This window comes from Marinobacter sp. UBA3604, assembly GCF_002375325.1.
GTDB lineage: Bacteria > Pseudomonadota > Gammaproteobacteria > Pseudomonadales > Oleiphilaceae > Marinobacter > Marinobacter salarius.
Genome location: NZ_DFMB01000031.1, coordinates 1 through 15,387, shown reverse-complemented (window position 1 = coordinate 15,387; position 15,387 = coordinate 1). Strand labels below are relative to the sequence as shown.

The 15,387-nt window shown below is 55.4% G+C and carries 11 protein-coding genes and 1 tRNA gene; all 12 read right to left on the bottom strand.

Going from position 1 to position 15,387, the window contains the following annotated elements; translation table 11 throughout:
• Positions 1 to 59: 59 nt before the first annotated feature.
• Positions 60 to 2,165, bottom strand: coding sequence for an elongation factor G (gene fusA / locus B2590_RS08775; protein ID WP_007154019.1), 2,106 nt, complete (start codon positions 2,163 to 2,165; stop codon positions 60 to 62).
• An 18-nt stretch (positions 2,166 to 2,183) separates the two neighbouring features.
• Positions 2,184 to 2,654 carry a 30S ribosomal protein S7 gene (gene rpsG, locus B2590_RS08770; protein ID WP_036203340.1) on the bottom strand — a complete coding sequence of 157 codons (471 nt, stop codon included), beginning with the start codon at positions 2,652 to 2,654 and terminating at the stop codon, positions 2,184 to 2,186.
• Positions 2,655 to 2,767: 113 nt separating this feature from the next.
• On the bottom strand, positions 2,768 to 3,142 hold the full coding sequence (gene rpsL / locus B2590_RS08765; RefSeq protein WP_007154021.1) for a 30S ribosomal protein S12: 375 nt from the start codon (positions 3,140 to 3,142) through the stop codon (positions 2,768 to 2,770).
• A gap of 168 nt (positions 3,143 to 3,310) precedes the next feature.
• A complete protein-coding gene (gene rpoC, locus B2590_RS08760) occupies positions 3,311 to 7,525 on the bottom strand; it encodes a DNA-directed RNA polymerase subunit beta' (RefSeq protein ID WP_036203337.1) in 4,215 nt (1,404 codons plus the stop codon).
• A gap of 77 nt (positions 7,526 to 7,602) precedes the next feature.
• Positions 7,603 to 11,679 carry a DNA-directed RNA polymerase subunit beta gene (rpoB, locus tag B2590_RS08755; protein ID WP_286847925.1) on the bottom strand — a complete coding sequence of 1,359 codons (4,077 nt, stop codon included), beginning with the start codon at positions 11,677 to 11,679 and terminating at the stop codon, positions 7,603 to 7,605.
• A 242-nt stretch (positions 11,680 to 11,921) separates the two neighbouring features.
• Complete coding sequence (gene rplL / locus B2590_RS08750) at positions 11,922 to 12,299, bottom strand: 50S ribosomal protein L7/L12 (RefSeq protein ID WP_007154024.1); 378 nt, start codon at positions 12,297 to 12,299, stop codon at positions 11,922 to 11,924.
• A 39-nt stretch (positions 12,300 to 12,338) separates the two neighbouring features.
• A complete protein-coding gene (gene rplJ / locus B2590_RS08745) occupies positions 12,339 to 12,869 on the bottom strand; it encodes a 50S ribosomal protein L10 (RefSeq protein WP_007154025.1) in 531 nt (176 codons plus the stop codon).
• Positions 12,870 to 13,095: 226 nt separating this feature from the next.
• Positions 13,096 to 13,794, bottom strand: a complete 699-nt coding sequence (rplA, locus tag B2590_RS08740) for a 50S ribosomal protein L1 (protein ID WP_036203334.1) — start codon at positions 13,792 to 13,794, stop codon at positions 13,096 to 13,098.
• Between the two features lies 1 nt (position 13,795).
• A complete protein-coding gene (gene rplK, locus B2590_RS08735; RefSeq protein WP_007154027.1) occupies positions 13,796 to 14,227 on the bottom strand; it encodes a 50S ribosomal protein L11 in 432 nt (143 codons plus the stop codon).
• A gap of 119 nt (positions 14,228 to 14,346) precedes the next feature.
• Positions 14,347 to 14,880 carry a transcription termination/antitermination protein NusG gene (nusG, locus tag B2590_RS08730; RefSeq protein ID WP_036203331.1) on the bottom strand — a complete coding sequence of 178 codons (534 nt, stop codon included), beginning with the start codon at positions 14,878 to 14,880 and terminating at the stop codon, positions 14,347 to 14,349.
• 12 nt (positions 14,881 to 14,892) lie between these two features.
• Positions 14,893 to 15,261, bottom strand: a complete 369-nt coding sequence (gene secE, locus B2590_RS08725) for a preprotein translocase subunit SecE (protein ID WP_007154029.1) — start codon at positions 15,259 to 15,261, stop codon at positions 14,893 to 14,895.
• A 33-nt stretch (positions 15,262 to 15,294) separates the two neighbouring features.
• A tRNA-Trp gene (locus tag B2590_RS08720) sits at positions 15,295 to 15,370 on the bottom strand.
• Positions 15,371 to 15,387: the final 17 nt, after the last annotated feature.

The following is a 15,387-nucleotide window of genomic DNA, read 5'->3' as shown; positions in this document are numbered from 1 at the left end:
ACGCTCAAATTTTGCTTTAGACACGGTTACACCTCTTCCTGTTTCTTAAGTCCTGGGGATCAACCCTTTTTAATGATCGCTTCGGCAATGTTCGAGGGAGCTTCCATATAGCGCGAGAACTCCATCGCATAAGACGCCCGACCCTGCGTTGCAGAACGCAGATCGGTGGCGTAACCGAACATCTCCGACAACGGAACCTCGGCACGGATTGTTTTGCCCGATGGGCCGTCTTCCATACCCTGCACCAGACCACGGCGGCGGTTCAGGTCACCAACAACGTCACCCATATAATCTTCAGGAGTGACAACCTCAACCCTCATCAGAGGCTCGAGAAGTGCCGGATTGGCTTCCAGTGCGCCTTTCTTCATGGCCATGGAGCCTGCGACCTTGAACGCCATTTCGTTGGAGTCCACATCATGGTAGGAACCATCGTACAGCGTGGCCTTGATCCGCAGCAGCGGGTAACCGGCCAGACAGCCGTTCTGCATCTGCTCTTCAATACCTTGCTGAACGGCGGGGATGTATTCCTTGGGAACCACACCACCAACGATTTCATTCACGAAGATAAAGTTCTCGCCATCTTCCTCATCAAGAGGCAGCGGCTCAAGCTTCAGCTTGACGTGACCGTACTGACCACGACCACCGGACTGACGTACAAACTTACCTTCAACATCCACGTTCTTGCGGATGCACTCACGATAAGCCACCTGCGGCTTACCAATGTTCGCTTCCACCTTGAACTCGCGACGCATACGGTCAACGATGATATCCAGGTGAAGCTCACCCATACCAGAGATAATGGTCTGGCCAGATTCTTCATCAGTGCGAACACGGAATGAAGGATCTTCCTGTGCCAGCTTACCCAGGGCAACACCCATTTTCTCCTGGTCCGCCTTGGACTTCGGCTCAACGGCTACAGAAATAACCGGCTCAGGGAACTCCATGCGCTCCAGGATGATCTTGTGGTTCTCGTCACACAGGGTATCACCAGTAGTGACACTCTTCAGGCCGATTGCCGCAGCAATATCACCCGCGAGAACTTCCTTGATTTCCTGGCGCTCTTTGGAGTGCATCTGAACCATACGGCCGACGCGCTCTTTCTTACTCTTTACGGAGTTGTATACCGCATTACCGGACTCCAGCTTACCGGAGTAAACCCGGAAGAAGGTGAGAGTACCAACGAACGGGTCGGTAGCAATCTTGAACGCAAGCGCAGAGAACGGAGCGTCGTCGTCAGCCTGACGAGTCTCTTCGGTTCCATCTTCGTCAACTTCACCACGGATCGCCTTAACTTCGTCCGGCGCAGGCAGGAATTCGATAACCGAATCCAGTACCGCCTGAACGCCCTTGTTCTTAAAGGCAGAACCGCATGTTGCAACAACAATCTCGTTGGCGAGCGTACGGATACGCAAACCTTTCTTGATGTCTTCGATGCTCAGCTCACCTTCTTCGAGGTAGCGCTCCATCAACTCTTCGTTAGCTTCCGCAGCCGCTTCCATCATTTCTTCTCGGTACTTCGCAACCTCGTCAGCCATCTCGGCCGGAACGTCGCGCTGGTCATAAGTAGCGCCAGCGTCGTCTTCGTTCCAGTAAATCGCCTTGTTACGAATCAGGTCAACCAGGCCGGCGAACTCGTCTTCAGCACCGATCGGTAGCTGGATGGGAACGGCAGTCGCACCCAGACGGTTCTTGATCTGATCAACAACGCGCAGGAAGTTGGCACCAGCACGGTCCATCTTGTTGACGAACACCATGCGGGGCACTTCGTACTTGTTGGCCTGACGCCAAACAGTCTCAGACTGCGGCTCAACACCTGAGGAGCCACAGAACACGACAACCGCACCGTCGAGCACACGCAGGGAACGCTCTACCTCGATGGTAAAGTCGACGTGCCCCGGGGTGTCGATGATATTGATGCGGTGTTCGGGATACTGCTTATCCATGCCCTGCCAGAAACAGGTGGTTGCAGCAGACGTGATGGTAATACCACGCTCCTGCTCCTGCTCCATCCAGTCCATGGTCGCCGCGCCATCATGAACCTCACCGATTTTATGGGAAATGCCTGTGTAGAACAGAACCCGCTCGGTGGTTGTGGTCTTGCCCGCATCAACGTGCGCACAAATACCAATGTTTCTGTATCTCTTGATCGGAGTCTTGCGTGCCACTGTATGAACCTCGGCTGATTAGAAACGGAAGTGAGAGAACGCCTTGTTGGCTTCTGCCATGCGATGAACGTCTTCGCGCTTCTTAACAGCGGAGCCCTTGCTATCAGCGGCATCCAGGATTTCACCTGCCAGACGCTGCGCCATGGACTTTTCACCACGCTTCCGTGAAAATTCTACGAGCCAGCGCATGGCCAGCGCGTTCTGACGGGAAGGCCGTACTTCGACAGGCACCTGGTAGGTAGCACCACCCACACGACGGGATTTAACTTCAACCATCGGCTGGATGTTTTCCAGGGCCTTCTCGAACATGTCGATCGGCTCTTCCTTGGACTTGTCGGCAACGATATCGAGCGCGCCATAAACAATGCGCTCAGCAACAGCTTTTTTGCCGCTTTCCATCACATGGTTGATGAACTTGGCCAGCCGTGCACTGCCGAATTTGGGATCCGGGATAATTTCCCGTTTTGCTGCAACTCTTCTTCTAGGCATCGATAAGCCCTTATCTATTAAAAGGTCTTCAGGAACCCCTGAGATAGCATCAGCTACTCAGCCTTACTCTTACCGTTCTACGTAGCAACGATAAAAGACACCCGTGTGGGACATCAGGACTTGGGTCGTTTTGCACCGTACTTGGAGCGGCCCTGCTTACGGTTCTGCACACCCTGGGTGTCCAGTGTTCCGCGAACAGTGTGATAGCGCACACCCGGAAGGTCTTTTACTCGACCGCCACGGATCAGCACAACACTGTGCTCTTGAAGGTTGTGACCTTCACCACCAATGTATGAGGAAACCTCGTAGCCGTTGGTCAGGCGAACACGGCACACTTTACGCAGTGCTGAGTTCGGCTTCTTCGGCGTTGTGGTGTACACACGAGTACAAACACCACGGCGCTGCGGGCAAGCCTGCAGAGCAGGAACGTCGCTCTTGGCCGCTTTGCGTTTACGAGGCTTACGCACCAACTGATTAATCGTTGCCATGTAAGCAAACTCCAAAAAACCGTATCAATGAAACTTACCCCCGACAGGCGGGGGTAAAATTTGAGGGTCGCAAGTTTAAGCCTGCGACCCTGAACAGTCAAGATGACTGATCTCTTTTTGACCACCCGCCAGGTAAGTAACTACCGGCGGGTGGCGTTACCGGTCAACTCAGCTTTCGCGGTTGAGTTCGGCACTCAGAGCTTCTTCGACATCCGCTGCCGTTACGCCCTGCTCTTCCAGATCACGCTTGCGACGACGCTCTGCGTGGTATGCCAGACCGGTACCAGCCGGAATCAGGCGACCAACGACAACGTTCTCTTTCAGCCCGCGGAGGTAATCCCGCTTGCCGGTGACGGCGCCTTCGGTCAGAACCCGCGTGGTTTCCTGGAACGATGCCGCTGAAATGAACGACTCCGTCGCCAGAGATGCCTTGGTAATACCCAGCAACAAGCGCTCACAACGTGCGGTTTCCTTGTCTGCCGCTTCCGCTTTTTCGTTCTCTTCCATGAACTGGGTAATTTCTACCTGATCGCCAGCCAGCAGGCTGGTATCACCGGCATCAGTGATCTCCACCTTACGCAGCATCTGTCGAACGATAACCTCAATATGCTTATCGTTGATGACAACACCCTGCAGACGGTAAACGTCCTGGATTTCGTTGGTGATGTACTTGGCCAACGCAACCACACCCAGAAGACGAAGGATGTCGTGCGGATTGGACGGGCCATCAGAGATAACCTCACCCTTCTCGACCGTTTCACCCTCGAACACGTTCATCTGGCGATGCTTGGGAATCAGAACCTCATACGGATCCGCATCCTTCGGCGTAATCACCAGACGTTTCTTGCCCTTGGTTTCCTTGCCGAAGGACACCACACCACTGACTTCAGCCAGGATGGACGATTCTTTCGGACGACGGGCCTCGAACAGGTCGGCAACACGCGGCAGACCACCGGTGATATCCCGGGTCTTCGAGCTTTCCTGCGGAATACGGGCAACCACGTCACCCAACTCGATCTTGGCGCCATTGGCCATGGTCACCAGCGCGTTGGCCGGCAGGAAGAAGATCGCGGTACCACCACCTGGCAACTCAACATCGTTACCCTTGTCGTCGATCAGCTGAATGGCAGGACGAATGTCCTTACCAGCCGCCGGACGCTCTTTCGGGTCGATAACCTCCATCGTGGAAAGACCCGTCAGCTCATCAGTCTGGGTACGGACGGTAATGCCCTGATCCATGTTGACGAACTTGGCGGTACCTTCCGCTTCAGCGATGATTGGGTGCGTGTGCGGATCCCACTTGGCAACCGCAACCCCTGCTTCCACGGCGTCGCCGTGCTTGACAGACAGCACCGCACCATAGGGCAGCTTGTACCACTCGCGCTCACGACCCTGCTCATCGGCAATGGCCAGCGCTGAGGAACGGGACACAACAACCAGACTGCCGTCGCTCTTCTCGATCGATTTCAGGTTGTGCAGACGAACGGTGCCGCCGTGCTTGACCTGGATATTGTCAACCGCTGATGCCCGGCTTGCCGCACCACCGATGTGGAAGGTACGCATGGTCAGCTGGGTACCCGGCTCACCGATGGACTGTGCAGCGATAACACCGACAGCCTCGCCCACATTGACCTCGTGGCCACGGGCAAGATCACGGCCATAACACTTGGAGCAGATACCGTGGCGAGTCTCACAGGTGATCGCAGAGCGAACCCAGACTTCGTCCACACCGGCACGCTCAAGGGATTCAACCGCTTTCTCGTCCAGCAGGACGCCGGCCTCGACAACGGCATTATCCTTGTCCGTTGGCGTAAAGGCTGCACGGGCCGTAACACGACCAAGCACACGATCACCCAGCGGTACAACAACGTCGCCACCCTCGATGTGCGGCGTCATCAACAGACCTTCTTCGGTACCACAGTCGGTTTCGGTAACGACCAGATCCTGGGAAACGTCTACCAGACGGCGAGTCAGGTAACCTGAGTTCGCGGTCTTCAGTGCCGTATCCGCCAGACCCTTACGGGCACCGTGGGTGGATATGAAGTACTGGAGTACGTTCAGACCCTCACGGAAGTTCGCAGTGATCGGCGTCTCGATGATGGAGCCGTCCGGCTTCGCCATCAGGCCACGCATACCAGCCAGCTGGCGAATCTGAGCCGCGGAACCCCGGGCGCCCGAATCAGCCATCATGTAAACCGAGTTGAACGACTCCTGCATCAAGTCTTCGCCGTCCTCACCTTTAACTGGCTTGCCGTCTGGCCCGATAACCTGCTCCTTCGAGAGCCGATCCATCATCGCCTTCGACACTTTGTCGTTGGCACGGGACCAGATATCGATAACCTTGTTGTACTTCTCACCCTGGGTCAGCAGACCGGATGCGTACTGGGTCTCGATGTCCTTGACTTCCTCGGAGGCAGCATCCACCAACTCGTATTTCTCGGGAGGAATCTCGAAGTCGTTGAAGCCGATCGAGATACCGGAAACCGTCGCATAGTGGTAGCCCATGTACATGAGCTGGTCAGCAAAGATAACGGTATCCTTGAGGCCGGCATCACGGTAACAGGTGTTGATCAGATTCGAGATCGACTTCTTGACCATCGGCTTGTTGACCAGCTCATAGGACAGGCCGTCAGGAACGATATCGAACAACAGCGCACGACCGACCGTGGTGTCAACGATCTTGTACTCTTCGGTACGCTCGCCGTCTTCCTGGATCGTGACTTCCTTGACCCGGACCTTGACGATCGCCTGAAGGTCAACCTTGCCAGCACCATAGGCACGGTGCGCTTCTTTAACATCGGCAAACACCATGCCTTCACCGACGGCACTCTTGCGCTCGCGGGTCATGTAGTAAAGACCCAGTACCACGTCCTGGGACGGCACGATGATCGGCTCGCCGTTGGCCGGCGACAGCACGTTGTTGGTGGACATCATCAACGCACGGGCTTCGAGCTGGGCTTCCAGGGTCAGCGGCACGTGTACCGCCATCTGGTCACCGTCGAAGTCGGCGTTGTAGGCCGCACACACCAGCGGATGCAGCTGAATGGCCTTGCCTTCGATCAGTACCGGCTCGAACGCCTGGATACCCAGACGGTGAAGAGTCGGTGCCCGGTTCAGCATGATCGGATGCTCACGGATGACCTCGTCCAGGATATCCCAGACCACGCCTTCCTCACGCTCGACCATCTTCTTGGCGGCCTTGATGGTGGTCGCCAAGCCACGGTGCTCAAGCTTTGAGAAGATGAACGGCTTGAACAGCTCCAACGCCATCTTCTTGGGCAGACCACACTGATGCAAACGCAGGTACGGACCAACCACGATCACGGAACGACCGGAGTAGTCCACACGCTTACCGAGCAGGTTCTGACGGAAGCGACCTTGCTTACCCTTGATCATGTCGGCCAGGGACTTCAGCGGACGCTTGTTGGTACCAGTGATGGCGCGACCACGACGGCCGTTATCCAACAGCGCATCAACCGCTTCCTGTAGCATCCGCTTCTCGTTGCGCACAATAATGTCCGGAGCATTCAGCTCCAACAGGCGCTTGAGGCGGTTGTTACGGTTGATCACCCGGCGATACAGGTCGTTCAGGTCAGAGGTGGCAAAACGGCCACCATCCAGCGGCACCAGCGGACGAAGATCCGGCGGCAGAACCGGCAGAACGGTCATGACCATGTCGCCCGGCTTATTGCCGGAATACAGGAAAGCCTCAAGAATCTTCAGGCGCTTGCTGAACTTCTTGATCTTGGTCTCGGAGTTGGTCTGGGGAATCTCTTCCCGCAAGGCCTCAACCTCGGCCTGCAGATCAATACCTTCCAGCAGCTCCTGGACGGCTTCGGCACCCATGCGGGCATCGAATTCGTCACCGAACTCTTCAAGGGCTTCGTAATACTGCTCGTCGTTCAGCAATTGACCGCGCTCAAGCGTCGTCATGCCCGGCTCGATCACGATGAACGACTCAAAATACAGGACCCGCTCGATATCGCGCAGGGTCATGTCCAGCATCAGGCCGATGCGGGACGGCAGTGATTTCAGGAACCAGATGTGGGCGACCGGGCTGGCGAGCTCGATGTGACCCATGCGCTCACGGCGCACACTGGCCAGTGCCACTTCAACACCGCACTTCTCGCAGATGACACCACGGTGCTTGAGCCGCTTGTACTTGCCGCACAGGCACTCGTAATCCTTGATCGGGCCGAAGATCTTGGCACAGAAAAGACCGTCACGCTCAGGCTTGAACGTACGGTAGTTGATGGTCTCAGGCTTTTTGACCTCACCAAAAGACCATGAACGGATCATGTCAGGCGACGCCAGGCCAATACGAATGGCGTCAAATTCCTGCTTCTGGTTCTGGTTTTTGAGAAGATTCAGCAAATCTTTCATCAGTAACAGCTCCGGATGGCGTTATTCTCGGGCGGGTACCGACCGGTACCCGCTCACGCTGCCAAAAACAATTCGGCTCAGTCGGATTCCAGCTCGATGTCGATACCCAGCGAGCGGATTTCCTTGACCAGAACATTGAAGGACTCGGGCATGCCCGGCTCCATACGATGATCGCCATCGACAATGTTCTTGTACATCTTGGTCCGACCATTCACATCATCAGACTTCACGGTAAGCATTTCCTGCAGCGTATACGCCGCACCGTAGGCCTCGAGTGCCCACACTTCCATCTCACCGAAGCGCTGACCACCGAACTGCGCCTTACCACCCAGCGGCTGCTGGGTAACCAGGCTGTACGAACCGGTGGAACGAGCGTGCATCTTGTCGTCGATCAAGTGGTTCAGCTTGAGGATGTACATGTAGCCAACCGTTACCGGGCGGTCAAATTCATCACCCGTACGGCCGTCATACAATACAGTCTGGCCAGTCGTACTCAGACCTGCCAGCTCAAGCATACGCTTGACCTCTGCTTCCTTGGCACCGTCGAAGACCGGCGTTGCCATGGGGACACCTGCGCGCAGATTGTTAGCCAGGGCCAGGATCTCTTTGTCACTCAGCGAATCCAGGTCCACCTTGGTGACCTCGTCCGAGTGGTTATAGATCTCGTCCAGCAAATTGCGGAGCTCAGCGATCTTACGCTGCTCATCCAGCATCTGGCTGATGCGCTCACCCAGCCCTTTGGCTGCTGCACCCAGGTGCGTTTCAAGAACCTGACCGACGTTCATCCGCGACGGAACACCCAAGGGGTTGAGAACCACGTCAACTGTGTTGCCATGCTCATCATAAGGCATGTCCTCAATCGGCATGACCGATGAAATAACACCCTTGTTACCATGACGTCCGGCCATCTTGTCGCCCGGCTGAATCCGACGCTTGATCGCGAGGTACACCTTGACGATCTTGAGAACACCCGGGGCAAGGTCATCACCCTGCTGAAGCTTGCCTTTCTTATCGTCAAAGCGCGCTTCGTGCTCTTTTTTGCGATCTTCAAGACCCTGCTCGGATTTTTCAAGCAGCTCATTCAGCGCCTCATCTTTCATCCGTAGCTTGAACCAGTCGTCGCGCGGCAACTCTGCCAGGTACGATTCGTCCAACTTGGCGCCTTTCTTGAGACCAGGACCACTGATGACTTCCTGCCCCTTGAGGGCATTGGTCAAACGCTCGAAGGTGGCACCTTCTACAATGCGATACTCGTCCTTCAGGTCCTTGCGATACTCGTCCAACTGCTCTTTTTCGATGGACTGGGCACGCGTGTCCTTTTCGATGCCGTCACGGGTAAAGACCTGAACGTCGATAACCGTGCCACGGGTGCCAGTGGGCACACGTGAGGACGTGTCCTTCACGTCCGAAGCCTTCTCGCCGAAGATGGCCCTCAGCAGCTTCTCCTCCGGGGTCAACTGGGTTTCACCTTTCGGTGTTACCTTGCCAACCAGGATATCGCCAGGACCTACTTCCGCACCGATATACACGATGCCGGACTCATCCAGCTTGGACAGCGCACTTTCACCAACGTTCGGAATATCCGCGGTGATTTCCTCGCTACCCAGCTTGGTATCCCGAGCCACACAGGTCAGTTCCTGAATGTGGATGGTAGTCAGGCGGTCTTCCTGAACCACTTTCTCGGAAATGAGGATCGAGTCCTCAAAGTTGTAACCGTTCCAGGGCATGAACGCGATACGCATGTTCTGCCCCAGAGCCAGCTCACCCAGATCCACGGACGGGCCGTCAGCCAGCACGTCACCACGGGCAATTTCATCGCCCTGGTTAACAATGGAGCGCTGGTTGATACAGGTGTTCTGGTTCGAACGGGTGTACTTGGTGAGGTTGTAGATATCCACACCAGCATCACCGGCTTCAGTCTCATCGTCGTTGACACGTACCACGATACGGGCCGCATCGACGCTCTCGATCACACCACCGCGACGAGCGGTTACGCAAACGCCAGAGTCCTGGGCCACGGTACGCTCAACACCAGTACCTACCAAGGGCACCTGCGAACGCAACGTCGGAACCGCCTGGCGCTGCATGTTGGAGCCCATCAGTGCACGGTTGGCGTCGTCGTGTTCCAGGAACGGAATCAGCGAGGCTGCTACCGACACTACCTGGCGCGGTGAAACGTCCATGAAGTTGACGTTTTCCGGCGGCGTTACCGTGAACTCGTTCTGATGACGAACCGTTACCAGCTCATCAGACAGACGCTTGTTCTCGTCCATTGCCGCACTGGCCTGGGCGATGATGTAGTTGCTCTCTTCAATGGCCGACAGATAAACCACTTCATCGGTCACCTCGCCGTCAACCACCTTCCGGTACGGACTCTCAAGGAAACCGTAAGAATTGGAGCGGGCGTAGGTTGCCAGCGAGTTGATCAGACCGATGTTCGGGCCTTCCGGCGTCTCGATCGGACACACACGACCATAGTGAGTCGGATGTACGTCACGAACCTCAAAGCCGGCACGCTCACGGGTCAGACCACCTGGACCGAGAGCCGAGATACGACGCTTGTGAGTCACTTCCGACAGCGGGTTGTTCTGGTCCATGAACTGGGACAGCTGGCTGGAGCCAAAGAATTCCTTCACCGCAGCCGCTACCGGCTTGGCGTTGATCAGATCCTGAGGCATCAGGCCTTCGCTTTCCGCCAGACTCAAACGCTCGCGCACAGCACGCTCAACACGCACCAGGCCAACGCGGAACTGGTTCTCCGCCATCTCACCCACACAACGAACTCGACGGTTGCCCAGGTTATCAATGTCGTCGACATTGCCCTGACCGTTACGAATATCGATCAGCGTCTTGAGGACGTCGATGATGTCGTCATGGGTCAACGTGCCTTCGCCGGTGCTTTCTTCGCGACGCAGGCGACGGTTCAGCTTCATTCGGCCAACGGAGGACAGGTCATACCGCTCTTCAGAGAAGAACAGGTTGTTGAACAGGTTCTCGGCCGACTCTTTGGTGGGCGGCTCACCCGGGCGCATCATGCGATAGATCTCAACCAGCGCCTCGAGGGGCGTGCGGGTTGGGTCGATGCGCAGCGTATCCGACATGAACGGACCACAATCCAAGTCGTTGGTGTACAGAGTTTCAATTTCTGTAACGCCAGCGTCGAGAATCTTGGCGACAACTTCTTCGGTCAGCTCGGTATTACACTCAACCAGAACCTCTCCGGACTTGGTGTCCACCATGTCTTTCGAGAGTACACGGCCGTAAAGGTATTCCGTCGGCACTTCCAGCTCGGTCAAGCCCGCTTTTTCAAGCTGCTTGATATGACGAGCGGTGATCCGGCGACCCTCTTCAACGATGACGGAGCCCTTCTTGTCCTTGATGTCGAACGTCGCAATGTCACCGCGCAGGCGACTTGGAACCAGCTCGAGCTTGCACACCTCAGGACCGATACTGAACTTACTGGTATCAAAGAACATCTCCAGCATCTGCTCTGAGTTATAACCCAGGGCACGCAGGAGAATAGACGCGGGCAGCTTGCGGCGACGGTCGATACGGACAAAGACCGAGTCCTTGGCGTCGAACTCGAAGTCCAGCCAGGAACCACGGTAAGGAATCACCCGCGCCGAATACAACAGCTTACCTGACGAGTGGGTCTTACCCTTGTCATGATCGAAGAACACACCGGGTGAACGGTGGAGCTGGGAAACGATAACACGCTCGGTACCGTTGATAACGAAGGTACCGTTCTCGGTCATCAGGGGCATTTCGCCCATGTAGACTTCCTGCTCTTTAATATCCTTGATCGCCTTGTTGGACGATTCCTTATCATAAATGATAAGTCTTACTTTCACCCGCAGCGGTGCTGCGTAGGTGACGCCCCTAAGCTGGCATTCCTTGACGTCAAATACCGGCTCGCCGATGCGGTAACTCACGTATTCGAGTGCGGCGTTGCCAGAATAACTGACAATCGGGAATACGGATTTGAATGCTGCGTGGAGACCGGTTTCCCGACGATTTTCGGGCGCGGCTTCACTTTGGAGGAAGTCCCGGAACGAATCCAGCTGTATAGACAGCAAATAGGGAACATCCATCACGGACGGCAATTTACTAAAATCTTTGCGAATCCGCTTTTTCTCAGTATAGGAGTAAGTCATCTGCATTCCCCAGCTTTAGACCTGATACCTGGTATCAAGAAGCAACCATTTTCATGCTTCGGGGCCGAATTGCTCGGCTTACTGCGCCGTCTTGAACAAGACTCTCGCTGTAGGTTATAGATTCTGACAGCACCACTGAATCGGCGTTCAGAGTCTATAGCATATACAACAGAAAAAGGCCGGTGGCACATGGCCACCAGCCTGTCCATGCTTAACGCACGGTTTCGATCAAAAGCCAACTCTTACTTGAGCTCAACAGAAGCGCCTGCTTCCTCAAGCTTCTTCTTGGCTTCTTCAGCGTCGTCTTTGCTCGCCGCTTCCTTGATAACGGAAGGAGCGCTGTCGACCATTTCTTTCGCTTCTTTCAGACCCAGGCCAGTCAGTTCACGAACGGCCTTGATGACGTTAACTTTCTTCTCACCAGGACCGGTAAGAACAACGTCAAATTCAGTCTGCTCTTCAGCAGCAGCGGCTTCGCCACCGGCGGCAGCCGGAGCAGCAGCTACAGCAGCAGCGGCGGATACGCCGAATTTTTCTTCCATTGCTTCAACCAGCGCAACAACGTCCATTACGCTCATTTCGGCAATTGCGTTCAAAATGTCTTCGTTAGACAGAGCCATGACTTTCTCCCAAAAATATAAAAATGGTGTTCAACAGAATCAAGCAGCTTCTTGCTTCTGGTCTCGAACTGCCGCAACAGCACGGGTCACTTTCGTTGGAACTTCGTTCAGTGTCCGCGCAAGCTTGGTGATCGGTGCCTGTGTTACAGCGGCCAGCATCGTCAACGCCTCGTGGCGTGTCGGTAGCTTGGCAAGGCGATCAATCTGGTCTGCGCCCATCAGCTCACCGCCGACAGCCAGGCCCTTGATCTCGAATGCCTCTTTCTCTTTGGCAAAATCCTTCAGCAGGCGCGCAGCCGCACCCGGATCTTCCATAGAGAACGCCAGAATTGTCGGGCCGACCAGCGCCGCATCAATACACTCGAACTCAGTACCGCGGATTGCGATCTTCGCCAGGTTGTTACGAACAACCTTTAGATGAACGCTTTCAGCGCGGGCCTTCGCTCGCAGCGCCGTCATATCACCTGAGGTGATACCACGGTAGTCAGCCAGAACAACAGACAGAGCACCACCGGCAGTCTCGTTGACTTCAGCGACGATCGCTTTCTTGTCTTCGAGTCTAATTGCCACTGGATTTCTCCTCGATTTCGCCGGGCATATTCCCGGCAAACCCACATATACCCCTCGCGGGGCTCCCAACGGTGTTTGGGTTCAGAGAGAACGTCTTCACACCGTCTGCGCAGGCGTTGCTTTAACCCTTCCAGCATCTCTTCTATAAAAAGAGCGCTTCGGGGGCCTGCGGTCTTTGACAGCCTTGGCTTCCGCCCAGACTACAAAGTAACTACCGAACAAAGCCTCAGATGCTCAGAGCGCTCTGATCGATAGTCAGGCCAGGACCCATCGTCGACGACAGGGTTACCTTCTTGAGGTAAACACCTTTCGAAGAAGACGGCTTGGCCTTTTTCAGGTCCGCGATCAGAGCTTCAAGGTTTTCCTTGATGTTCTGCGCAGAGAATTCCACATTACCCATCGGCGCATGGATGATACCGTTCTTATCAGTACGGTAACGCACCTGACCTGCCTTGGCGTTCTTTACAGCCGTCTCAACATCCGGGGTAACAGTGCCGACTTTCGGGTTCGGCATCAGGCCGCGGGGACCAAGAATCTGGCCCAGCTGACCAACAACACGCATGGCGTCCGGAGTGGCGATAACCACATCGAAATCCATGTTGCCTTTTTTGACTTCTTCCGCCAGGTCATCCATACCAACAATATCAGCACCGGCAGCGGTGGCTTTCTCGGCGTTGGCGCCCTGGGTGAATACCGCCACACGAACGGTTTTGCCAGTACCGTGAGGCAGAACAGTGCTGCTGCGCACAACCTGGTCTGATTTACGCGCATCGACGCCCAGATTGACGGCAACGTCCACGGATTCCTTGAACTTGACGTTACCGCCCAGCTCAACCAGCAACGCTACCGCTTCGTCAACGGAATATGCGCGGGTGGAATCGACTTTTTCACGAATCAGCTTCTGACGCTTGCTAAGCTTTGCCATGTTACAGGCCCTCCACGTTCAGGCCCATGCTACGGGCAGTTCCGGCAATGGTACGAACCGCAGCATCCATGTCGGCTGCAGTCAGATCCGGCTCTTTCGTCTTGGCAATTTCTTCCAACTGGTCACGAGTTACCGTGCCAACTTTGTCGGTATTGGGACGACCAGAGCCGCTCTTGATGCCGGCCGCCTTCTTCAGCAGCACCGGTGCGGGCGGAGTCTTGGTGATAAAGGTAAAGCTGCGATCACTGTAAACGGTGATAACAGTAGGAATCGGCAGGCCCGGCTCCATATCCTGGGTCTGTGCGTTGAACGCCTTACAGAACTCCATGATATTTACGCCACGCTGACCCAGCGCGGGACCAACGGGAGGACTCGGGTTGGCCTTGCCGGCAGCAACCTGAAGCTTGATGTACGCTTCAATCTTCTTAGCCATGATATTTCTCCTGTGGGTTCGAACGCCTCTCGGCTCCCCTGTATTTACAACTGCCAGTAGCAGACACAAAAAGCCCGCGTCGCCATAGCGCGCGAGCTCTCAGCATGTAAGGCTGCCGCTCAGTCTTTTTCGACTTGCCCAAACTCCAGCTCTACTGGAGTTGAACGACCGAAAATCAACACAGCAACCTTGACTCGACTCTTGTCGTAGTCAACTTCTTCAACCACGCCATTGAAGTCCGCAAACGGCCCTTCAGTGACGCGAACAATTTCGCCTGGCTCGAACAGAGTCTTCGGCTTGGGCTTGTCAGCACCGCTCTCAACACGGCGAAGAATGGCCTCTGCCTCACGCTCTGTAATTGGGGCCGGCTTATCCTTGGTACCACCAATGAAACCAAGAACCCTGGGCGTATTCTTGACCAGATGCCAGGTGCCGTCATCCATTTCCATCTGCACCAGAACGTAGCCGGGATAGAACTTGCGCTCACTCTTGCGCTTCTTCCCGTCACGCATCTCAACGACTTCTTCAGTCGGCACAAGGATTTCGCCGAACTTCTCTTCCAAGTCATTGAGAGCAACACGCTCCCTGAGAGTGCGCATTACGTGCTTTTCAAAGCCAGAATACGCATGAACGACGTACCAGCGCTTAGCCATTGCCCACTCCTGTTACCCGATAACTCCGGAGACCAGCCAACTGATCAACGAATCCATACCCCACAGCATCAACGCCACAACCAATACAAACACAACGACGATGGCTGTGGTCTGGATCAGCTCCGGCCTGGTGGGCCATACGACCTTCCGGATTTCAACCCTGGCTTCCTTGAGCAGAGTCGCAAAACGCCGACCACGCTCGGTTTGGAGCGCCACAAAAGCAGCGACCAGAGCAAGAGCTACGAGAGCCAGCACCCGATACAGCAGTGACTCGGCATTAAAATACTGATTGCCAACGACGCCCGCTGCAATCAGAACAAATACGACCAGCCACTTTACTGCATCGAAGCTACTGGTCGAACGATCGGCTTTTGACTCCATAGGAATCAGCTTATGTATCCGGATGTTAAAAAATGGCAGGCCAGGAGGGAATCGAACCCCCAACCTGCGGTTTTGGAGACCGCTGCTCTGCCAATTGAGCTACTGGCCTGCACCGAAACAACTCAG